Genomic DNA, 21,468 nt, shown 5'->3' with positions numbered 1-21,468 from the left:
ACCCGGCCTACATTTTATTCGGCAATACTTTCCCGAAGCGGCGTGACGGGCAGAACCTTCACCTGCTTAATCATATTGTCCTGCACGTCCAGGATATCAATATCGTACTGCTCAATGCGCACCCGCGTGCCTGCCGCCGGGATCTCCTCCAGCGCTTCCAGAATCATCCCGTTAATCGTACGCGCTTCATCTTCCGGCAAATGCCAGTTAAAGGCTTTATTGAGTTCGCGAATGTTCGCGCTCCCGTCAATCAGCACTGAACCGTCGTTTTGCGGGGTGACCTCTTCCGCGAGAGAAGGCGACATTGACGTAGTAAAGTCGCCGACTATCTCTTCCAGAATATCTTCGACCGTCACCAGTCCCTGAATGTCGCCGTATTCATTGACGACCAGGCCGACTTTTTTCTTGTTGCGCTGGAATTTAACCAGCTGCGTGCTGAGCGGCGTTCCTTCCGGCACATAGTAAATTTCGTCGGCGGCGCGCAGCATAACCTCTTTGGTGAACTCTTTTTTCTCGGTCATCAGGCGGTACGCTTCACGCACGCGCAGCATGCTGATGGCATCATCCAGCGAGTCGCGATAGAGCACGATGCGCCCGTGCGGGGAGTGCGTCAGCTGGCGGACGATGGCTTTCCAGTCATCGTTGATGTCGATACCGACGATTTCGTTCCGCGGCACCATGATGTCGTTCACGCTCACTTTTTCCAGATCCAGCACCGACAGGAGCATGTCCTGATTGCGCCGGGAAATCTGCGTGCGGGATTCGTGCACGATGGTGCGCAGTTCCTCTTTGCTGAGCGCGCTGCTGATGGTGACATCGGCTTTGATGCCCACCAGCCGCATCAGTACGCGCGTCACCATATTCAGCAACCAGACCAGCGGCATCATCAGGATTTGCAGCGGCGCCAGCAGGAAGCTGCTCGGGTAGGCGACTTTCTCCGGGTAAAGCGCGGCGATGGTCTTAGGCAGCACTTCAGCAAACACCAGTACCACAAACGTCAGCACGCCGGTGGCGATAGCGACCCCGGCGTTGCCGTACAGGCGCATACCGACGATGGTGCCCAGAGCTGAGGCAAGAATATTGACGAGGTTGTTACCGATGAGCACCAGGCTTATCAGTTGATCCGGCTTGCGGAGCAGTTTTTCAACGCGACGTGCGGCACGGTTACCCTGTTTGGCACGATGACGTAACCGGTAGCGGTTTAAGGTCATCATGCCGGTTTCCGAGCCGGAGAAATAGGCGGAGATGACCACCATGACGATCAGGATAACGATCAGCGTGGTGGTAGAGATGTGTTCCAGGGGGAACTCCTTTGTTTCTTAGCCAGCAAATTGCTGTATGAAGCGGCTGCCAAAATAGGCAAGGGTGAGAATGCCCGCCCCCGCGACGTTGAACCAGACCACGCGGCGACCGCGCCAGCCTTCATGATAATGGCCCCATAACAGGACAATATAGACAAACCACGCGATGATGGAGAGCACCGCTTTATCGATATTCTCCACGCTGAACAGGTTCTTCATGTAGAACAGGCCTGTGCAGAGCGTGAGCGTCAGCAGCACCACCCCGACCTGGGTGATGTGGAACATTTTACGCTCAATGACCATCAGCGGCGGCATTTCATGGTTAAACGCCAGCTTTTTGTTTTTCAACTGGTAGTCAATCCAGGCGAGCTGCATGGCGTAAAGCGCCGCGATGATCAACGTCGCGTAGGCAAACAGCGACAGGCCGATATGCACCAGCATCCCCGGGGTCGCTTCCAGATGCGTAATGAATTCATTGGGCATAAAGGTGGCTAAGGCCAGATTGATCAGCGCGAAGGTATAGACAATCGGTAGCAGCAGCCAGCCGCGATTTTTAGACGCCACGATGGTCATTACCGTACAGATCATCAAACTGACCAGCGAGCCGACGTTGAGGACGCTCAGGTTTTGCACGCTGCCGTCGCCGGGGATGATACGTGATTCCAGCGCAAACGCGTGGCTTATCAGTGCGATCACCGCGGAAAGAATAGCCATGCGCCGCCAGCCGCTGTTTTTTTGCAGCAGTCCGGGAACGATCAGCGCGAGGCTGACAGAGTAGGCAACAAGGGCGATCAGTGCGAAAACAGGCATATAGGCATCGACAGTTGTCTTAATAAGAAAGAGAAGCAGTATAACGTTACGTGACGCCTGCTCCAACCGTTGCATAACAACAAAGACGCCTTCATGTTATACTCCGGCAAAATTCTGTGTATGTGTCGCTCAATGCGGCCCAACGTTTCTACTCAGGCGAGAGACAATGTTTGATAATTTAACCGATCGTTTGTCGCGCACGCTGCGCAACATCAGCGGCCGCGGACGCCTTACTGAAGAGAACATCAAGGAAACGCTGCGCGAAGTGCGCATGGCGCTGCTGGAAGCAGACGTCGCGTTGCCGGTTGTTCGTGATTTTATCAACCGCGTTAAAGAGAAGGCGGTTGGTCATGAAGTTAACAAGAGCCTGACCCCGGGTCAGGAGTTCGTCAAAATCGTTCGTAACGAACTGGTTTCGGCGATGGGCGAAGAGAACCAGGTGCTTAACCTGGCGGCTCAGCCACCGGCCGTGGTGCTGATGGCGGGCCTGCAGGGGGCGGGTAAAACGACCAGCGTCGGTAAGCTGGGTAAATTCCTGCGTGAGAAGCACAAGAAGAAAGTGCTGGTGGTCTCTGCGGACGTCTATCGCCCGGCGGCGATCAAACAGCTGGAAACCCTGGCCGAGCAGGTTGGTGTGGATTTTTTCCCGTCAGACGTGGCCCAGAAGCCTGTCGACATCGTTAACGCCGCGCTGAAAGAGGCGAAGCTGAAATTCTACGACGTGCTGCTGGTGGATACCGCCGGTCGTCTGCACGTTGACGAAGCGATGATGGATGAGATCAAGCAGGTGCATGCCTCTATCAACCCGGTAGAGACCCTGTTTGTTGTCGACGCCATGACCGGTCAGGATGCGGCGAATACCGCGAAAGCGTTTAACGAAGCGCTGCCGTTAACCGGCGTGGTGCTGACCAAAGTGGACGGCGACGCCCGCGGCGGTGCGGCGCTCTCGATTCGCCACATCACCGGTAAGCCGATTAAATTCCTTGGCGTGGGCGAGAAAACCGAAGCGCTGGAGCCGTTCCACCCGGATCGTATTGCCTCCCGTATCCTCGGCATGGGCGACGTGCTGTCGCTGATTGAAGATATCGAGAGCAAGGTTGACCGTGCGCAGGCGGAAAAACTCGCCAGCAAGCTGAAAAAAGGCGACGGTTTCGATCTGACCGACTTCCTTGAGCAGTTGCGCCAGATGAAAAACATGGGCGGCATGGCCAGCCTGATGGGCAAACTGCCGGGCATGGGGCAGATCCCAGACAACGTGAAAGCGCAGATGGATGATAAAGTGCTGGTGCGTATGGAGGCGATCATCAACTCGATGACGTTGAAAGAACGCGCTAACCCGGACATCATCAAAGGTTCCCGTAAACGCCGTATCGCAGCCGGTTGCGGCATGCAGGTGCAGGACGTTAACCGCCTTCTGAAACAGTTCGACGACATGCAGCGCATGATGAAGAAAATGAAGAAAGGCGGCATGGCGAAGATGATGCGCGGGATGAAAGGCATGATGCCCCCCGGCTTTCCTGGGCGATAATCGCTTTTGAGATTGCTTTTTGCCCGAAAATGAGTAAAATTTTCGGGCTTTTAATATGACACCCGGGCTCCGTTCCTCGATGGGGCCCGGTTGTTTTATTCACACAAGAGGATGTTATGGTAACTATTCGTTTAGCTCGTCACGGCGCTAAAAAGCGTCCGTTCTACCAGGTTGTTGTCACTGACAGCCGTAATGCACGCAACGGTCGCTTCATCGAGCGCGTTGGTTTCTTCAACCCACTGGCCGCTGGCGCAGAAGAAGAAACTCGTCTGGATCTGGATCGTATCGCTCACTGGGTTGGCCAGGGCGCTACTGTTTCCGATCGCGTTGCTACGCTGATCAAAGCAGCAAACAAAGCAGCTTAATCTGTCACGGTGGTCATGATGAGCAATAAAGCACCTGTTGAACCGATCGTATTGGGAAAAATGGGTTCTTGCTACGGTATCCGTGGTTGGCTCAGAGTGTTTTCCTCCACTGAAGACGCTGATAGCATTTTTGATTACCAGCCCTGGTTTATCCAGAAAGCCGGTAAGTGGGAAGAGGTCGAGCTGGAAAGCTGGCGTCACCACAATCAGGACATCATCATCAAGCTGAAAGGCATTGACGATCGTGATGCCGCGAATGCGCTGACTAATTGTGAAATTGTCGTGGATTCGTCGCAGTTGCCGCAGCTGGAAGAGGGCGACTACTACTGGAAAGACCTTATGGGTTGCCAGGTAGTCACTACCGAAGGCTACAGCCTGGGAAAAGTCATCGATATGATGGAAACCGGGTCAAATGACGTTCTCGTCATTAAGGCAAACCTGAAAGATGCATTTGGCATCAAGGAGCGGTTGGTCCCGTTCCTCGATGGACAGGTTATCAAGAAAGTCGATCTCGCTACTCAAACCATTGAAGTAGATTGGGATCCTGGTTTTTAAATTCTCCGGATAAACGGTAAAAGACGGCGCTATGTGGATTGGCATAATTAGCCTGTTTCCTGAAATGTTCCGCGCGATTACCGATTACGGGGTAACTGGCCGGGCAGTAAAGAATGGCCTGCTGAGCATCCAGAGCTGGAGTCCTCGTGACTTCACGCATGACCGGCACCGTACCGTGGACGATCGTCCTTACGGCGGCGGACCGGGGATGTTGATGATGGTGCAACCCTTGCGGGATGCCATTCACACAGCAAAAGCCGCGGCAGGTGAAGGCGCAAAGGTGATTTATCTGTCACCTCAGGGACGCAAGCTTGATCAAGCGGGCGTGAGCGAACTGGCGACGAATCAAAAGCTGATTCTGGTCTGTGGTCGCTACGAAGGGATAGATGAGCGCGTAATTCAAACCGAGATTGACGAAGAATGGTCTATCGGCGATTACGTTCTCAGCGGTGGTGAGTTACCAGCGATGACGCTGATTGACTCCGTTGCCCGGTTCATTCCGGGTGTACTGGGCCATGAAGCTTCGGCAACGGAAGATTCCTTTGCCGATGGGTTGCTGGACTGCCCACACTATACTCGTCCTGAAGTGTTAGAAGGGATGGAAGTCCCGGCGGTGTTACTGTCTGGAAACCATGCCGAGATACGTCGCTGGCGTTTGAAGCAGTCGCTGGGCCGAACCTGGCTTAGAAGACCTGAACTTCTGGAAAACCTGGCTCTGACTGAAGAGCAAGCAAAGTTGCTGGCCGAGTTCAAAACTGAACACGCGAACCAGCAGCATGAACATGATGGGAAGGCGTAATACGCTCCCGAATATCAGTTTACCCAGGATAAGAGATTAAATTATGAGCAACATTATTAAGCAACTTGAACAAGAGCAGATGAAGCAGGACGTACCTTCCTTCCGTCCAGGTGACACCGTGGAAGTGAAAGTATGGGTTGTTGAAGGTTCCAAAAAACGTCTGCAGGCATTCGAGGGCGTGGTTATCGCTATTCGTAACCGCGGTCTGCACTCTGCATTCACTGTTCGTAAAATTTCCAACGGCGAAGGCGTTGAGCGTGTCTTCCAGACTCACTCTCCGGTAGTTGACAGCATTGCTGTTAAACGTCGTGGTGCTGTACGTAAAGCTAAACTGTACTACCTGCGTGAGCGTACTGGTAAGTCTGCTCGTATTAAAGAGCGTCTGAACTAAGATTCGCTTAAGCGACATCCTGTTAGAAAGGGCTGGCCGAAAGGCCGGCCCTTTTTTTATCGCATCGCACCTCTCGCATTAACCCTTTTGTCATAAATCATTTACAATGCTTGCCTCTTGAATGGAGGGAAAGTGGGCAACGTACTGCATCAGCACACCTGGAAACGCGCAGCGGCCTTGACCGCGCTGTTTGCGATCCTGCTGATCGTGGTAGCGCCGCTTATCTCCGTCTCCTTGCAGAAAGATCCCATGAGTGCCATGCCGGGCATGCATCATGACATGAGCATGATGTCGATGGACGCGCATCATGGCGATACGCCGCATACGATGCCTGTCGACCATGCGGAAGCGTGCGGTTACTGCGTGCTGTTAGCGCATGTACCTGGCATGATGCTGGCGCTGATTGTCCTGCTCTGCGTGGTGCTGCAACGGCTTCGCCTTAAGCCGCCGCGTCAGGCGGTCAGCCACTGGCACTTTTTCCCCTGGCTTTACCCCGATACCCGCGCGCCGCCGCGGCAGTCTGCTTTCTCCCTTTAAAAAAATATCGATAACTTTTTGCCTTAAAAAGGAAAAGTATGACTACCTGCACACCGCGCGCGGCATGGGGAAACCTGCTGCGTCGCCTCCATTTCTACATCGGGCTGTTTGTTGGCCCGTTTATCTTCTTCGCTGCGTTAACCGGTACGCTGTATGTGGCGACGCCACAGCTGGAAAATGTCCTCTATCGGCACGCGCTCCACACCGATTCCGCGGGCGAGCCGCAGCCGCTGGCGAACCAAATTGCCGTGGCGGAAAAAATCGTGGGTTCAGATTTGCGTTTGCACGCCGTTCGTCCGGGGCTGGTTGAAGGCGAAACCACCCGCGTGATGTTTGCTGACCCGACGCTGGAGCCATCGGAAAACCGGGCTATCTTTGTCGATCCGGTAAATCTGGCGGTGCTGGGGGATATGACGGTGTACGGCACCAGCGGGATTTTACCGCTGCGCCAGACCATTGATTATTTGCATACCTCTTTGATGCTGGGTGATATCGGGCGTCTCTATAGCGAACTGGCCGCGTCGTGGATGTGGGTTGCCGCATTGGGCGGTATTGCCCTGTGGTTTTATACCCGACCGAAACGGCGAATTAACAACCGCTTCCAGAACCGTCGTCGTGTGCATGTGGTATTAGGCTGGATCCTGCTGGGCGGAATGCTGTTGTTCTCCGCAACCGGCCTGACGTGGTCGCAGTGGGCGGGCGGAAACGTCGATAAACTCCGGGCACAAATGAACTGGCTTACGCCTCAGGTGAACACCACGCTTTCAGGTGCGCCTGCCATGATGGACGAACACGCGGAGCATCGCGGTCACCATGCTGGCATGATGATGCCTGAAATGGCGATGGATCTGACGCAATTTGATGGCGTATTAAGCGCGGCGCGTAAAGCGGGGATTGATGCCAGCAAGCTTGAGATCCGCCCGGCGAAAACGGCGGACCGTGCCTGGACCGTGACGGAAATCGATCGCAGCTGGCCAACTCAGGTGGATGCGGTTGCGGTTGATCCCGGTACGATGCAGGTTCTGGACAGAACCCGTTTTGAGGATTTCCCGCTAATGGCAAAACTGACCCGCTGGGGCGTAGATTTCCATATGGGGATTTTATTCGGGCTGGTGAATCAGCTGCTGCTCGTTGCCTTCGGGCTTGCCCTGTGCGTGCTTATCATCTGGGGGTACCGGATGTGGTGGATGCGTCGCCCGGCACAATCGGCAGTCAATCCGGTACAAACGCTTTGTCAGTGCTGGCTGGCGCTGTCAGGATGGGGAAGAGGTGTTACGCTCATCATCAGCGTGCTACTGGGGCTGGCTTTGCCTGTGATGGGGGTGAGTCTGGCGCTGTTTATTCTGATCGACTGGCTACGCTGGCGAGCGGCAACAGGCGTGTCGCTCGCCGAATCATCCGCTAAATAACCCTATGGCGTGCTGATAACCACTGATACCCGGCGGTTTTCAGCGCGCCCTTGCGCGGTACTGTTGCTCGCAATCGGGTATTTTTTGCCTAATCCCCGGGTGGTGAGATTCTCGCGCGGAATATTCGCTCCCTTCGCCCATGCGTCGGCAACGGCATTGGCACGTTTTAACGACAGCGCTTCGTTGTAACTTTCTTCGCCGTAATTATCCGTATGACCATCCATTCGAGCGTGATTCAGGCCGGTTTTCGCCAGACGAGAGGCCATGGATTGGATCTGTGTTTCACTTTCGGAACGGAGTCTGGCGTCATTTTTATCAAACAGAATGGTATCCGATAATCCCAGGAACCAGTCGCCGTTCAGTTCGTTAAAACCGTAGGACTTCATCGCTGCAATTTGTTCTGGCGTGAATTTACCTTCAGGCGGCGACTGACAGCCTGCCAGAACCAGTGAGGCCAGGACTAACGGCGAGAAGTATCGTTTTAACATAGTATATCCTTTCTAACTTATTGTTTTTGTACGCTGGTTTTTGACCTGATACATATTGCGGTCGGCTTTTTCCAGTAATGCTTCAACGGACGCATTTTCCCACGCCAGAGCAAAGCCAATGCTGAGTGACATTGATGCTTTTTGTCCGTTATGCAGATCAAACGGACGGATAAACTGCTGCGATAACGCAGCACAAATGTGTTGAACTTCAAGCTCAGAATGAACGCCGTACAGCACCATGGCAAATTCGTCACCGCCAAGGCGATAGGACTGATGGCGCTTATCGCCAAATTCCACCATCCTGCTGGCGACTTCAATCAGCACGCAGTCTCCTGCCGCGTGTCCCCAGGTGTCATTGATAAACTTAAAATTATCACCATCAAGGAAGAGCAGGGCCGAATTTATTCTCGCCGAAGGGTCGTTCATCAGTGCCGCAATGCTGTTACGAAACGCTGCGCGGTTAGCAAGGCCGGTGAGCGGATCGTGCATGGCGGTACGCAATAGTTGGGCATTTTTCGCCTGAAGCTTAAGCTGCCACTCCTCCATCTCATCCAGGAGGCTGTTGAAGTCTTCACCAAACTGGTGAAATTCTTCGATACGCCCATCTTTCACCCGTCGGGAGAAATTACGGTTTGTGCGGACGTCATGCACCACATCGGTGATGTTTTGCAGGGCAGTGACCATGCCGTGATGCAGAGAGTGGGTAATGGCGATCGCGACGACGGTGGCAAAAAGAATACAGCCGGTAAGAACGGCAAACGACATCCAGATGAAGTGGCTAATCAGGCTGTCACGCGCGGTAAGGCGAATTTCGCCGATCATCGAGCCGTTATGCATGATTGGCTGTGCAATCGGTACAGGGAAAAGCCAGCGGCTGACCAGCGCCCCCAGCGTGTCGTTATTATCCTTCGGATTCCAGGACCAGTATGCAAAACGCTTTTTGTGTACGTTAATGACTTCTGCTACGGCAAACTGCCCCTGCTTACCCAGGGCTGCGAGGGTTTCGTTGGCGGCCAACGAATCGTTGAAAACCAGAGAGGCTTCAAGACTGTGGCTCATGGTGGCGCCGGTTAATTCGAGATTCTTTTGCGCGTATTGTTTTAACGTCACGACGGAAGCAAAACAGAGTAACAGCCATATAAGCGTCATCGTGATGATGACGCTTATCATGCTGTTTCGCCTCAGCGTTCTTTTAAACGTTGGACGTGGCGTCGAGGTGAAATCTTTATCCATGCTGCTTATTCCGTGCAAGCATTAATACATCGGGATTGACCCTGACACCACTGCGCGTCAATGCATCCAGATTGACGGAAAACCGCACCTGGCCACGTTCGATTATCAGGCAAAAAGCACTGCCAATAACACATTCCGGATTTTGCTCTGAGATTAATAGCAATGCTCTGCCCTGATATTGACTTATTAATTCAAGTTGTTTTGCCGGCGGTTCAGACCCGAAATAAACAGCATCGCACGTCGCGTCCAGGGCTTCCCGATCGTTACGGACAATAACGGGAGTGTAGGGTAACTCGGTATGCCCTTCATTGCCGCTGAGTGCGTGCGTGTAGTGAGAGGTGGCATAAATGCAAAGCCTGGGCTGTCCGGAAAGTGACGGCCATCGCGTATAGCTCACAATCCCCGAGACAATCGAACGTACCGATTTATCCGTCTCCGTGAGCGCGCCTGCCGTCGCCGGGCCCACCATAAGAAACAGCATTAACACCAGAGTGAGTCGGAACAAAGAGATCAAGTATGAATTTCTCACCAGAATCCGCCGTACCGCTCCGGAAATAGATGTCCTTAAGAGATGCGGGCAGAATACCATTGTTTGTCTGAGCCGTCATTATGTCAGAAATAGCCTTCGGCTGACCTAAGCTAAATCCTACAGTGGTTTATTTTCCAGGGGATAAACACAGACTTAATTAAGTCTGCTGGAACGCATACTTTCGTCCATTCCTTTTTGCCATGACGCACGGAGTTTCACAGCATTTTCAACACTATCACAACTGGCAGGATAAGATTTGCCCGCTAATCCCCAGGCATGAATAAAACCCTCTTCGCATACTTTCTTCTGACCATCAGCGTAGCCGCGGAGATATTCGCTACGATCAACATGAGGGTCATTAAAACTATCGGCCAGGGTCTGGTTATCTTTAACCGGCAAGCCATTCATGGCGTCTTCTTTTCCGGCACTGAACCAGTCCGGAGTCGTCCAGTGGGGCTGAAAAGTGTAAGGATTAATCTGGCAGCCCGATAAAAACAGCAACAACAACACCAGAGCAATTGAGCGCATAGCGATTCTCCTTTTTTCTTCAGCATAGCCTGGCGGAAGAAAATCGGAGTGTAATTTAAAGTTTACGTATTTAACGGCTGTTTTTTGCTAATAATTAGCTTCTGTAAAGTAATATTTACGGATTTTGGATTGAAATCTTTACTTGTTGTGGTATCGTTGCTTCACCTCATCGAGGATAACAACTATCGCAAACGAGCATTACAGGATCGCCATCATGCAAAAAGACGCGCTGAACAACGTACATATCACTGACGAACAGGTTTTAATTACCCCGGATCAACTGAAAGCAGCATTCCCGCTGAGTGCCGCGCAGGAGGCTCAAATTGAGCACTCTCGCCAGACCATTTCTGACATTATCGCGGGTCGCGATCCGCGCCTGCTGGTGGTCTGTGGTCCTTGCTCTATTCACGATCCTGAAACCGCCATTGAGTACGCTCATCGATTTAAAGCATTAGCGGAGGAGGTCAGCGATAGCCTCTATCTGGTGATGCGCGTCTATTTTGAGAAGCCACGCACGACCGTTGGCTGGAAAGGGTTGATTAACGATCCGCACATGGATGGCTCGTTTGATGTGGAAGCAGGGCTGAAGATTGCGCGTCGCCTGCTGGTGGAGCTGGTTAGCATGGGGCTGCCGCTGGCAACCGAAGCGCTTGATCCGAACAGCCCGCAATACCTGGGCGATCTGTTCAGCTGGTCTGCGATTGGTGCGCGGACGACGGAATCGCAAACCCACCGCGAGATGGCGTCTGGTCTGTCGATGCCGGTTGGTTTTAAAAACGGTACCGATGGCAGTCTGGCGACGGCGATCAACGCTATGCGCGCCGCCGCAATGCCGCACCGTTTTGTGGGTATCAACCAGGCGGGCCAGGTGTGCCTCCTGCAAACTCAGGGTAACCCGGACGGTCATGTGATCCTGCGCGGCGGTAAAGCGCCAAACTACAGCCCGGCAGATGTGGCGCAGTGTGAAAAAGAGATGGAGCAGGCGGGACTGCGCCCGGCACTGATGGTAGATTGCAGTCATGGTAATTCGAATAAAGATTATCGTCGCCAGCCCGCGGTTGCCGAATCCGTGGTCGCACAGATCAAAGACGGCAACCGTTCGATTATCGGTCTGATGATTGAGAGCAACATTCATGAAGGTAATCAGTCATCTGAACAACCGCGCAGTGCGATGAAGCACGGCGTCTCCGTGACGGATGCCTGCATCAGCTGGGAAACCACCGATGCGCTGCTGCGTGAGATCCATAAAGATTTAAATGGCCAGTTGGCGACGCGTCTGGCTTAAGAGGTTAGCTATGGTTGCTGAATTGACCGCATTACGCGATCAAATTGATGAAGTGGACAAGGCGCTGCTGGATCTGCTGGCGCGCCGTATGGCACTGGTTGCTGAAGTCGGTGAAGTAAAAAGTAAATACGGCCTGCCGATTTACGTTCCGGAGCGGGAAGCCTCAATGCTGGCTTCCCGTCGTAAAGAGGCCCAGTCGCTGGGTGTTTCGCCGGATTTGATTGAAGATGTGCTGCGTCGCGTAATGCGCGAATCCTATTCCAGCGAAAACGACAAAGGCTTCAAAACCCTCTGTCCGTCCCTGCGTCCGGTGGTGATTGTCGGCGGCGGCGGGCAGATGGGGCGTCTGTTTGAAAAAATGCTGACGCTTTCTGGCTACCAGGTGCGCATTCTGGAGAAAGAGGACTGGGCCCAGGCGCCAGAACTGATGAAAGACGCGGGAATGGTTATCGTCAGCGTGCCGATCCACGTGACGGAGCAGATCATCGGAAAACTTCCGCCTTTACCGCAGGATTGCATCCTGGTGGACCTCGCTTCTGTCAAAAATGGTCCGCTGCAGGCAATGCTGGCCGCGCATACGGGTCCGGTACTGGGTTTGCACCCGATGTTTGGCCCGGACAGCGGCAGCCTGGCGAAGCAAGTGGTGGTTTACTGCGACGGGCGTCAGCCGGAAGCCTATCAGTGGTTCCTCGAACAGATTCAGGTATGGGGCGCACGACTGCACCGCATCAGCGCGGTTGAGCACGATCAGAACATGGCGTTTATTCAGGCACTGCGCCACTTTGCGACCTTTGCCTACGGTCTGCATCTGGCGGAAGAGAACGTGCAGCTTGAACAGCTGCTGGCGCTCTCATCACCGATCTATCGTCTGGAACTGGCGATGGTTGGACGTCTGTTTGCGCAGGATCCCCAGCTTTACGCCGACATTATTATGTCGTCCGAAAATAATCTGGCACTGATCAAACGTTACTATCAGCGCTTTGGCGAAGCCATTACGCTGCTGGAGCATGGCGACAAGCAGGCGTTTATCGACAGTTTCCGTAAAGTGGAGCATTGGTTCGGTGATTACGCCACGCGTTTCCAGAGCGAAAGCCGCACGCTGTTGCGCCAGGCAAATGACAGTCGCCAGTAATCCGATGATGTATATACTGAAAGCCAGCATTGCTGGCTTTTTTCATTTTGGGGAACTGTCATGGCTGAACCGCAGCTGCTGTTTAATTACACCGGGCACCTGCCTGAGTGTCCGACATGGAGCGCTGAAGAGCATGCGCTCTACTGGGCCGATATCCTGGAAGGCGAAATCCACCGATATCATCTGCCAACGGCAGAACACACCGTGCTCTCTTTCCATGAGGAAGTGGGCTGTTTTGCGTTGCGTGGACGCGGCGGGTTTATCGTGGCCATGCGCAATGGCATCTGGCTTGCCGATAAGCATGGCCTCCTGCAGCGTAAGGTGTGCGATAACCCCTCTAATCCACAGCTGGCGCGTTTTAATGACGGGGGAACCGACAGTCTGGGGCGTTTCTATGCGGGGACGTTCTGGGGGCCGGGGGATTACAACGGCGCGTTGCTGATGCGTATCGACAACGATCTGACACCGAAAGTAATCCAGTGTGATATTCACGGGCATAACGGCTTAGCGTTTAGTCCGGATAAGCGGTGGATGTATACCTCCGATACGCCGAATGGGGTGATCTATCGCACTCCGGTTGATCAGCAGGGTGAACCCGGCAGACGTGAGATCTTTCGTCAATTTAAAGAGGGCGAAGGGATACCGGACGGCGCGGCAGTCGATGTGGAAGGCTGCTACTGGAGCGCAATGTTTGACGGCTGGCGTATCGCGCGTTTTTCACCGCAAGGGGAGCAGCTGGAAGAGTATCGCTTGCCTGTACGTTGCCCGACGATGGTCTGCTTTGGCGGCGATGATATGAAAACGCTGTTCATTACGACCACGCGGGAAAATATGGATGCAGAAGAGGTGGCTGAGTATCCGCTCTCCGGCGCCATCTTCACCCTGCCCGTAAATGTGGCAGGGATGAAGAAAAGTCGCTTTATCGAACGTTAGCTTGGATCGACAGGCACGACGTTTTCGCTCGGATAGCAGCCCAGCACTTTCATGGAACGGGTTATCTCACCCAGTTCACGCAGGGCCTTCTGCATGGAGGCAGACTCCAGGTTGGCCTGGATATCGAGATAAAACATCTCTTCCCACGGGTTACCGTGAATCGGACGCGATTCCAGTTTGGTCATGATCAGGTTGTGGTTGCGCAGCACCAGCAGGGCTTCAACCAGTGCACCCGCCTGTTGTCCGGTCGCCATCAGCAGCGTGGTTTTCGCTGGAACCTGGTCTGACACATTGATGGACTTACGCGCCAGCACCACGAAACGGGTAATATTTTGCGTCTGGTTTGCCAGGTTGCGCTCCAGCACCTGTAAGCCATACAACGCGCCACCCGCCTCGCTACCGAGTGCAGCGACGGCTGGCGAGTTAGCCTGCGCCACTTTTTCCATTGCCGCGGAGGTGCTTTCGGTGTACTCGATTTTCCAGTTCGGATAGCGGTTCAGGAACTGGCTGCACTGCTGGAACGGCTGGGGATGACTGTAGACGGTTTCTATCTTGCTCAGATCGGTTGAGCCGGAGACCAGCACGCAGTGATCGATAGGGATCGTCAGCTCGCCAACCAGCGACAGGCTGGTGTGCTGCAGCAAATCGTAAACGTCGTTGATGGCACCCGAGCTGGTGTTTTCAATGGGCACGACGGCGTAATCCGCCTGGCCGGTCTCGACCTGGTTAAAGATATCGGCAAATTTTGCGCAGCCGCTCTCAATAAATTCTTCGAAATGGCGAGCGGCATACTGACGTGCGGCCAGGTGAGAGTAAGAGCCTTTCGGGCCGAGGAAGGCGATACGCGCAGAATGCGGGTTAGTTTTGTTCAGATGCTGCTGGAGCAGCGCTTGCTGAGTGAGAACGGAGTCTTCAATGATGAGCTGGAACAACCGGGTGATGTAATGGGCATCGAGGTGGTGCGCTTTGCCGAGCTGGATCAGACGTTCCAGCAGATCGCGTTCGCGGTCAATATCACGTACCGGACGATGGGAGTCCAGTTTGGCTTTCCCTACTTCAACGGCGAGCATGCGACGTTCGGCCAGCAGTGCCAGTAATTTCTCATCCAGCGCGCTGATTTTTACGCGCAGGTCCAGTAACGGGTTTTCCGGTGTCATAGTGTCGCCTGTCTCATTTTATCGTTATCAATAAAAAAGGCCCCCCGGTGTGGGAGGCCTTGTTGTTCGTCTTCGCATTCTTTATCACACGACGAAACGCCTCCCGGTCAGGGGAAGGTAAAAAAGAATGCGAAGAAGAACGGCGTAAGTTTCATAACATCATCCTGTGATTGATACCGTTAAAGTACCTGTACTGTTTTCACCCTGTCAATAAAAAACGCGCCCGAAGGCGCGTTGGCGGTACACTCAATTTAAAGGATTACTCTTCTTCAACTTCTTCCGCGAAGCTGGCGTCTTTCACCGAGGATGCGGCGCGACGGGCTTCACCTTTGTGTTGCACTTTATTGAGCTGCCGTTCCAGCTTGTTGATCAAATCGTTAATAGCCGTGTACATATCTTCATGTTTTGCGCTGGCGACCAGATGGCCGTTTGGAGTATTGATAGTTGCGTCAGCGATGAAACCCTGTGGCTCCTTAGACAGAATGATATGCGGGTTAATCAGGTGAGTTTGCCATTTATCCAGTTTGGCGAGACGGTCTGCGACGTGCTGGCGAATTGCCGGAGTAATTTCCATTTGTTTACTGGTAATGTTCATTGTCATAAATTTTACCTCTTGTCTTTCCGTCTTGGTGATTCCAGCATACCCGACCTAATGTCAAAATGTGTGATTTAGATCACGTTATTTTGTCGGTTTTTGTCAGGGAATCTTTTTTGTGAGGCAGGGCAGGAAGAGGTGAGATTTACCTTGTGGAAGGCAAAAATTGCGGTCATAGTTGACGGGATGAGTTGAGATAAAGCGCTTCAGCGAATATCAGAAATGGATACAAAAACGGCAGCCTTCGGGCTGCCGTTTTGCATTGAAGCACTATCAGGTGTTGCTGCTATTCGCGGCGATAATTTTCGCCACTTTTTCAGCCTGAGTGGTCATCTGCATCTGACGGTAAGCATTTTCCATCAGCTTCAGGCCGTCACGCGTTGCCTGAGTATCCGGGTAATCACGCAGCATACCTTCTACGCGGTTAACCACGGCAACCCATGCGCCACGGCGGGTATAGTATTCCGCAACGGAGTATTCATACTTCGCCAGGCGATCTTTCAGGAACACCAGACGTTTGGTCGCGTCGGTCACGTACTGACTGTTTGGATAGCCGCGCACCAGTTTGGAGAAGTCATTGAAGGCATCACGCGCATGCTGGGGATCACGATCGGAACGATCCACGCCGAAGAAGCCCTGCAGAGCACTGTCATCCAGCGCCATGTTGGTCAGACCGCGCATATACATGACGTAATCGATGTTAGGATGAGTCGGATTCAGACGCATGAAACGATCGATAGTTGCCTGAGCCAGCGGGAGGTCGGCATTTTTGTAGTAGGCGTAGATAAGATCTAACTGTACCTGCTGCGAATACGGACCAAATGGATAGCGATTATCCAACGCTTCCAGTTGCGTTATCGCCTGTTTCCAGTTACCGTCCTGCAACTTTTGTTGTGCAGTCGCATAGATCTCATTCGGCGGATTGTCAGGGACCTGTTCATTCGAACCGGAGCAGCCCACCAAAGCCAGGCTCAACGTGGCCGCTGCCACCAGATATTTCATGCGCGTCATGACGTTTTGACTTTCCTCAAATGTTTGTCCGGGAGAAACTCTGTTCCTGCTCCCGATTAAGACCAGCTACAATAGCACACTATATTAAACGGCAAAGCCGTAAAACCCAACGTTAAACAAAGAAGCAGTTTATGGCACAACGAGTAGAACTCACCGCAACAGTCTCCGAAAATCAGCTCGGTCAACGCTTAGATCAGGCTTTGGCCGAATTGTTCCCTGATTATTCGCGTTCACGCATAAAAGAATGGATCCTTGACCAGCGCGTGCTGGTAAACGGCAAGATCTGGGACAAACCAAAAGAGAAAGTGTTTGGTGGGGAAGCTGTTGCCATCAATGCTGAAATCGAAGAGGAAATCCGCTTCGAGCCGCAGGATATCCCATTGGACATCGTCTATGAAGATGATGACATTCTGGTAATCAACAAGCCGCGCGACCTGGTTGTTCATCCGGGGGCGGGGAACCCTGACGGTACGGTACTTAATGCACTTCTCCATTACTATCCGCCGATTGCTGATGTCCCGCGCGCGGGTATCGTTCACCGTCTGGATAAAGACACCACCGGTCTGATGGTCGTGGCAAAGACCGTTCCTGCTCAGACCCGTCTGGTGGAATCACTGCAGCTGCGCGAAATTACCCGTGAATACGAAGCGGTAGCCATTGGCCACATGACCGCTGGCGGCACGGTAGAAGAACCGATTAGCCGTCACCCGACTAAACGCACTCATATGTCGGTGCACCCGATGGGGAAACCAGCGGTGACGCACTATCGCATTATGGAGCACTTCCGTATTCATACGCGCCTGCGCCTGCGCCTGGAAACCGGTCGTACGCACCAGATCCGTGTTCATATGGCCCACATTACCCATCCGCTGGTGGGGGATCAGGTATACGGTGGTCGTCCGCGTCCGCCAAAAGGCGCATCGGATGAGTTCATCAGTGTACTGCGCAAGTTCGATCGTCAGGCGCTGCACGCGACCATGCTGCGTCTCTATCACCCCATCACTGGTATTCAGATGGAGTGGCATGCGCCTCTCCCACAGGATATGGTGGAACTGATTGACGCCATGCGTGCTGATTTCGAAGAACATAAGGACCATGTGGACTGGTTATGACCAAACTGATTGTCCCGGAGTGGCCACTACCTGAAGGCGTGGCCGCCTGCAGCTCAACCCGTACTGGCGGAGTCAGCCAGGGCGCGTGGGAGTCGTTGAATCTCGGCGCACACTGTGGCGATAACCTGGATCATGTAGAAGAGAACCGCAGGCGTCTGTTTGCTGCGGGGAATCTGCCTTCGAAACCGGTCTGGCTGGAACAGGTTCATGGTAAAGCGGTGCTGAAGCTGACGGGAGAACCTTACGCTTCTAAACGCGCAGACGCCTCTTACAGCAATACTCCGGGCACGGTTTGTGCCGTTATGACCGCGGATTGTCTGCCGGTTTTGTTCTGTAACCGGGCAGGTACTGAAGTGGCTGCCGCGCATGCAGGCTGGCGTGGATTGTGTGAGGGCGTGCTGGAAGAGACCGTCGCCTGCTTTAACGATGATTCCGCCAATATCATGGCCTGGCTGGGTCCGGCGATTGGCCCTCGTGCTTTTGAAGTGGGGCCGGAAGTTCGCGAAGCATTCATGGAAAAAGATCCGCAAGCCGCTGAGGCTTTTCAGCCTTCCGGTGAAAAATATCTGGCAGATATTTACCAGCTTGCCCGTCAGCGCCTGAATAGCGTCGGTGTCACGCAGATCTTCGGCGGAGATCGCTGTACTTTCACTGAAAAGGGTGATTTTTTCTCTTATCGCCGCGACAAGACTACGGGTCGTATGGCAAGTTTTATTTGGCTGATATAACCTAAAGAATCAAGACGATCCGGAACGTGCCGTTTTCTTTTCACATAATTCAGATCATTAACCTTGAATAATTGAGGGATGACCTCATTTAATCTCCAGTAGCAAATTTGACCTGTTTATGGGAGGAGTTATGCGTCTGGATCGTCTTACTAATAAATTCCAGCTTGCTCTTGCCGATGCCCAGTCGCTCGCGCTGGGGCACGACAACCAATTCATCGAACCTCTTCATTTAATGAGCGCCTTGCTGAATCAGGAAGGGGGATCGGTACGTCCTTTATTAACGTCTGCTGGCATTAATGCTGGCCAGTTACGCACCGCTATCGATCAGGCACTGAGCCGTTTACCGCAGGTAGAAGGTACCGGCGGTGATGTTCAGCCGTCTCAGGATCTGGTGCGCGTGCTGAACCTTTGCGACAAGCTGGCGCAAAAACGTGGGGACAACTTTATTTCGTCAGAGCTGTTTGTTCTGGCGGCGCTTGAATCACGCGGTACCTTAACCGACCTGCTGAAATCTGCCGGTGCAACCACCGCCAATGTGACTCAGGCGATTGAGAAAATGCGCGGAGGTGAAAGCGTGAACGATCAGGGAGCCGAAGACCAACGTCAGGCTTTGAAGAAATTTACGGTCGATCTGACCGAACGTGCTGAGCAGGGCAAACTTGACCCGGTCATCGGCCGTGACGAAGAGATCCGCCGTACGATTCAGGTATTGCAGCGTCGTACCAAGAACAACCCGGTTCTGATTGGTGAGCCCGGTGTGGGTAAAACCGCCATTGTTGAAGGGCTGGCGCAGCGTATCGTAAACGGTGAAGTGCCGGAAGGGCTGAAAGGTCGCCGCGTGCTGGCACTGGATATGGGGGCGCTGGTGGCCGGGGCGAAATACCGCGGTGAGTTTGAAGAGCGTCTGAAAGGTGTGCTTAACGACCTGGCTAAACAGGAAGGCAACGTCATTCTGTTTATTGACGAACTGCACACCATGGTGGGGGCCGGTAAGGCCGACGGCGCGATGGATGCCGGGAACATGCTGAAACCAGCCCTGGCACGTGGTGAACTGCATTGCGTTGGCGCCACGACGCTGGATGAGTACCGCCAGTACATTGAGAAAGATGCTGCTCTGGAACGTCGTTTCCAGAAAGTGTTTGTTGCCGAGCCAAGCGTTGAAGATACCATCGCGATTTTGCGTGGTCTGAAAGAACGTTATGAGCTGCATCACCATGTGCAAATCACCGACCCGGCGATTGTGGCGGCGGCGACGCTTTCGCACCGTTATATTGCTGACCGTCAGTTGCCGGATAAAGCGATCGACCTGATTGATGAAGCGGCGTCGAGCATTCGTATGCAGATTGACTCGAAACCGGAAGAGCTGGACAGGCTCGACCGTCGTATCATTCAGCTCAAGCTGGAACAGCAGGCGCTGAAGAAAGAGTCTGATGAAGCCAGTAAGAAACGCCTCGATATGCTCAACGAAGAACTGGACGACAAAGAGCGTCAGTATTCTGAGCTGGAAGAAGAGTGGAAAGCCGAGAAAGCTTCACTGTCTGGCACGCAGACCATTAAAGCGGAACTTGAGCAGGCGAAAATTGCCATCGAACAGGCTCGCCGTGTGGGCGATCTGGCGCGAATGTCCGAGTTGCAGTACGGCAAAATCCCTGAGCTGGAAAAACAGCTTGAGATCGCCACGCAGTCGGAAGGCAAAACCATGCGTCTGTTACGTAATAAAGTGACGGATGCAGAAATTGCGGAAGTGCTGGCTCGCTGGACCGGTATTCCGGTGGCGCGCATGATGGAAAGCGAACGCGATAAACTGCTGCGTATGGAGCAGGATCTGCATCAGCGCGTGATCGGTCAGGACGAGGCGGTTGAGGCCGTCTCCAATGCCATCCGCCGTAGCCGTGCGGGGCTGTCCGATCCTAATCGCCCGATTGGTTCGTTCCTGTTCCTGGGGCCGACCGGTGTCGGTAAGACCGAGCTGTGCAAAGCACTGGCTAACTTTATGTTCGATAGCGACGATGCGATGGTGCGCATCGACATGTCCGAGTTTATGGAAAAACACTCCGTCTCGCGTCTGGTCGGGGCACCTCCAGGATATGTCGGTTATGAAGAAGGTGGCTATCTGACAGAAGCGGTGCGTCGCCGTCCTTATTCCGTCATTCTGCTGGATGAGGTGGAAAAAGCGCACCCGGATGTGTTCAACATTCTGCTTCAGGTGCTGGATGATGGCCGTCTGACTGACGGGCAGGGGAGAACGGTCGACTTCCGTAATACGGTCGTCATTATGACATCGAACCTGGGTTCTGATTTGATTCAGGAACGTTTCGGTGAGCTGGACTACGGCCATATGAAGGATCTGGTGATGGGGGTTGTCAGCCATAGCTTCCGTCCAGAGTTCATCAACCGTATTGATGAAGTGGTGGTGTTCCATCCTCTGGGTGAGAAACACATTGCGTCGATTGCGCAGATCCAGCTGCAGCGTCTGTACAAACGTCTGGAAGAGCGTGGATATGAAATTCACATCTCTGACGATGCGCTGAAATTGTTGAGCGAGAACGGTTATGATCCGGTGTATGGTGCGCGTCCGTTGAAACGTGCTATCCAGCAGCAGATCGAAAACCCGCTGGCGCAGCAGATCCTGTCCGGCGAGCTGATTCCGGGCAAAGTTATCCGTCTGGAAGCCAACGACGATCGCATTGTGGCAGTGCAGTAAGTCACAAAACGCAAAAACGAGCCGCTTGCGGCTCGTTTTTGTTTAAAAACCAGGCGAGAATTGAGGTCTGGGAAGTGTTTTGCCTGGAAAGTGAGCAGTCAGTAAATAATTTTCACTTTATCCTTGCAGGTTCGGAATTACTCCCTATAATGCGCCTCCACTGACACGGAACAACGGCACACAAGCCGCCGGGTCAGCAGAGAAAAGCAAAATAAACGCTTGACTCTGAAGCGGGAGAGCGTAATATGCACACCCCGCGCCGCAGCGAAAACGAAGCGGCACTGCTCTTTAACAATTTATCAGACAATCTGTGTGGGCACTCAAAGTGACATGGATTC

The 21,468-nt window shown here is 53.4% G+C and carries 23 protein-coding genes and 1 other annotated feature; of the genes, 13 read left to right on the top strand and 10 right to left on the bottom strand.

Annotated elements, in window-relative coordinates:
• Positions 1-14: 14 nt before the first annotated feature.
• Together BFV64_RS17160 and BFV64_RS17155 are read right to left on the bottom strand one after the other, a co-directional pair.
• Positions 15-1,301 (bottom strand): HlyC/CorC family transporter, encoded by a 1,287-nt coding sequence (locus tag BFV64_RS17160; protein WP_032635780.1) that lies wholly within the window; start codon positions 1,299-1,301, stop codon positions 15-17.
• An 18-nt stretch (positions 1,302-1,319) separates the two neighbouring features.
• Complete coding sequence (locus tag BFV64_RS17155) at positions 1,320-2,111, bottom strand: cytochrome C assembly family protein (RefSeq protein WP_014884879.1); 792 nt, start codon at positions 2,109-2,111, stop codon at positions 1,320-1,322.
• 166 nt (positions 2,112-2,277) lie between these two features.
• Between BFV64_RS17155 and ffh the strand changes: the two genes are divergently transcribed.
• From ffh to BFV64_RS17120, 7 genes are all read left to right on the top strand, one after another.
• Entirely contained in the window at positions 2,278-3,639 is a 1,362-nt protein-coding gene (gene ffh, locus BFV64_RS17150; RefSeq protein WP_014884878.1) for a signal recognition particle protein, read from the top strand.
• Between the two features lie 116 nt (positions 3,640-3,755).
• Entirely contained in the window at positions 3,756-4,004 is a 249-nt protein-coding gene (rpsP, locus tag BFV64_RS17145; protein ID WP_003863133.1) for a 30S ribosomal protein S16, read from the top strand.
• 15 nt (positions 4,005-4,019) lie between these two features.
• On the top strand, positions 4,020-4,559 hold the full coding sequence (rimM, locus tag BFV64_RS17140; RefSeq protein WP_028014127.1) for a ribosome maturation factor RimM: 540 nt from the start codon (positions 4,020-4,022) through the stop codon (positions 4,557-4,559).
• A 31-nt stretch (positions 4,560-4,590) separates the two neighbouring features.
• Positions 4,591-5,358, top strand: coding sequence for a tRNA (guanosine(37)-N1)-methyltransferase TrmD (gene trmD, locus BFV64_RS17135; protein ID WP_014884877.1), 768 nt, complete (start codon positions 4,591-4,593; stop codon positions 5,356-5,358).
• A 43-nt stretch (positions 5,359-5,401) separates the two neighbouring features.
• On the top strand, positions 5,402-5,749 hold the full coding sequence (gene rplS / locus BFV64_RS17130) for a 50S ribosomal protein L19 (RefSeq protein ID WP_002914145.1): 348 nt from the start codon (positions 5,402-5,404) through the stop codon (positions 5,747-5,749).
• Between the two features lie 132 nt (positions 5,750-5,881).
• Positions 5,882-6,286 (top strand): DUF2946 domain-containing protein, encoded by a 405-nt coding sequence (locus tag BFV64_RS17125; RefSeq protein ID WP_045281750.1) that lies wholly within the window; start codon positions 5,882-5,884, stop codon positions 6,284-6,286.
• A 38-nt stretch (positions 6,287-6,324) separates the two neighbouring features.
• A complete protein-coding gene (locus BFV64_RS17120) occupies positions 6,325-7,695 on the top strand; it encodes a PepSY-associated TM helix domain-containing protein (RefSeq protein ID WP_063614188.1) in 1,371 nt (456 codons plus the stop codon).
• Between the two features lie 2 nt (positions 7,696-7,697).
• On the opposite strand, the gene BFV64_RS17115 is transcribed toward BFV64_RS17120, so the two are convergent.
• The 4 genes from BFV64_RS17115 to BFV64_RS17100 form a co-directional block, all read right to left on the bottom strand.
• On the bottom strand, positions 7,698-8,183 hold the full coding sequence (locus BFV64_RS17115) for an OmpA family protein (RefSeq protein ID WP_069602305.1): 486 nt from the start codon (positions 8,181-8,183) through the stop codon (positions 7,698-7,700).
• 12 nt (positions 8,184-8,195) lie between these two features.
• A complete protein-coding gene (gene dgcN / locus BFV64_RS17110) occupies positions 8,196-9,416 on the bottom strand; it encodes a diguanylate cyclase DgcN/YfiN (RefSeq protein WP_014884873.1) in 1,221 nt (406 codons plus the stop codon).
• Positions 9,409-9,897 carry a regulatory sequestration protein YfiR gene (gene yfiR / locus BFV64_RS17105; protein WP_072169712.1) on the bottom strand — a complete coding sequence of 163 codons (489 nt, stop codon included), beginning with the start codon at positions 9,895-9,897 and terminating at the stop codon, positions 9,409-9,411. The genes dgcN and yfiR overlap by 8 nt, the downstream gene beginning before the upstream one ends.
• Positions 9,898-10,098: 201 nt before the next feature.
• Positions 10,099-10,473 carry a DUF2799 domain-containing protein gene (locus BFV64_RS17100; protein ID WP_014884871.1) on the bottom strand — a complete coding sequence of 125 codons (375 nt, stop codon included), beginning with the start codon at positions 10,471-10,473 and terminating at the stop codon, positions 10,099-10,101.
• Between the two features lie 214 nt (positions 10,474-10,687).
• Here BFV64_RS17100 and aroF point away from each other — a divergent pair, with 214 nt between their 5' ends.
• From aroF to BFV64_RS17085, 3 genes are read left to right on the top strand one after another with little or no spacing between them, the layout of a single operon-like run.
• Positions 10,688-11,758: a 3-deoxy-7-phosphoheptulonate synthase AroF gene (aroF, locus tag BFV64_RS17095; RefSeq protein WP_014884870.1), complete on the top strand. Its 1,071-nt coding sequence runs from the start codon at positions 10,688-10,690 to the stop codon at positions 11,756-11,758.
• Positions 11,759-11,768: 10 nt separating this feature from the next.
• Complete coding sequence (gene tyrA, locus BFV64_RS17090) at positions 11,769-12,890, top strand: bifunctional chorismate mutase/prephenate dehydrogenase (RefSeq protein ID WP_023337646.1); 1,122 nt, start codon at positions 11,769-11,771, stop codon at positions 12,888-12,890.
• A gap of 60 nt (positions 12,891-12,950) precedes the next feature.
• On the top strand, positions 12,951-13,823 hold the full coding sequence (locus BFV64_RS17085; RefSeq protein WP_069602304.1) for an SMP-30/gluconolactonase/LRE family protein: 873 nt from the start codon (positions 12,951-12,953) through the stop codon (positions 13,821-13,823).
• Here BFV64_RS17085 and pheA read toward each other — a convergent pair.
• From pheA to bamD, 4 genes are all read right to left on the bottom strand, one after another.
• Positions 13,820-14,980 carry a bifunctional chorismate mutase/prephenate dehydratase gene (gene pheA, locus BFV64_RS17080; protein ID WP_023331106.1) on the bottom strand — a complete coding sequence of 387 codons (1,161 nt, stop codon included), beginning with the start codon at positions 14,978-14,980 and terminating at the stop codon, positions 13,820-13,822. The genes BFV64_RS17085 and pheA overlap by 4 nt on opposite strands.
• Before the next feature lie 30 nt (positions 14,981-15,010).
• Positions 15,011-15,136 (bottom strand) — a sequence feature (Phe leader region).
• Positions 15,088-15,135: a pheA operon leader peptide PheL gene (gene pheL, locus BFV64_RS25525; protein ID WP_100249759.1), complete on the bottom strand. Its 48-nt coding sequence runs from the start codon at positions 15,133-15,135 to the stop codon at positions 15,088-15,090. It overlaps the preceding feature by 48 nt.
• Before the next feature lie 103 nt (positions 15,137-15,239).
• Positions 15,240-15,581 carry a ribosome-associated translation inhibitor RaiA gene (gene raiA / locus BFV64_RS17075; protein ID WP_014884866.1) on the bottom strand — a complete coding sequence of 114 codons (342 nt, stop codon included), beginning with the start codon at positions 15,579-15,581 and terminating at the stop codon, positions 15,240-15,242.
• Between the two features lie 267 nt (positions 15,582-15,848).
• Positions 15,849-16,586, bottom strand: a complete 738-nt coding sequence (gene bamD, locus BFV64_RS17070; protein ID WP_014884865.1) for an outer membrane protein assembly factor BamD — start codon at positions 16,584-16,586, stop codon at positions 15,849-15,851.
• A 131-nt stretch (positions 16,587-16,717) separates the two neighbouring features.
• Between bamD and rluD the strand changes: the two genes are divergently transcribed.
• The 3 genes from rluD to clpB all read left to right on the top strand — a co-directional run bounded on the left by rluD (position 16,718) and on the right by clpB (position 21,130).
• Positions 16,718-17,698 carry a 23S rRNA pseudouridine(1911/1915/1917) synthase RluD gene (gene rluD / locus BFV64_RS17065; protein WP_014884864.1) on the top strand — a complete coding sequence of 327 codons (981 nt, stop codon included), beginning with the start codon at positions 16,718-16,720 and terminating at the stop codon, positions 17,696-17,698.
• Positions 17,695-18,426, top strand: a complete 732-nt coding sequence (gene yfiH / locus BFV64_RS17060) for a purine nucleoside phosphorylase YfiH (protein ID WP_014884863.1) — start codon at positions 17,695-17,697, stop codon at positions 18,424-18,426. The genes rluD and yfiH overlap by 4 nt, the downstream gene beginning before the upstream one ends.
• A gap of 130 nt (positions 18,427-18,556) precedes the next feature.
• Positions 18,557-21,130 carry an ATP-dependent chaperone ClpB gene (gene clpB / locus BFV64_RS17055; RefSeq protein WP_014884862.1) on the top strand — a complete coding sequence of 858 codons (2,574 nt, stop codon included), beginning with the start codon at positions 18,557-18,559 and terminating at the stop codon, positions 21,128-21,130.
• The last annotated feature ends 338 nt before the right edge of the window (positions 21,131-21,468 follow it).

Source organism: Enterobacter kobei (assembly GCF_001729765.1).
Taxonomy (GTDB): domain Bacteria; phylum Pseudomonadota; class Gammaproteobacteria; order Enterobacterales; family Enterobacteriaceae; genus Enterobacter; species Enterobacter kobei.
The sequence above is the reverse complement of the archived record's forward strand: the minus strand, read 5'-3'. Positions and strand labels throughout refer to the sequence as shown.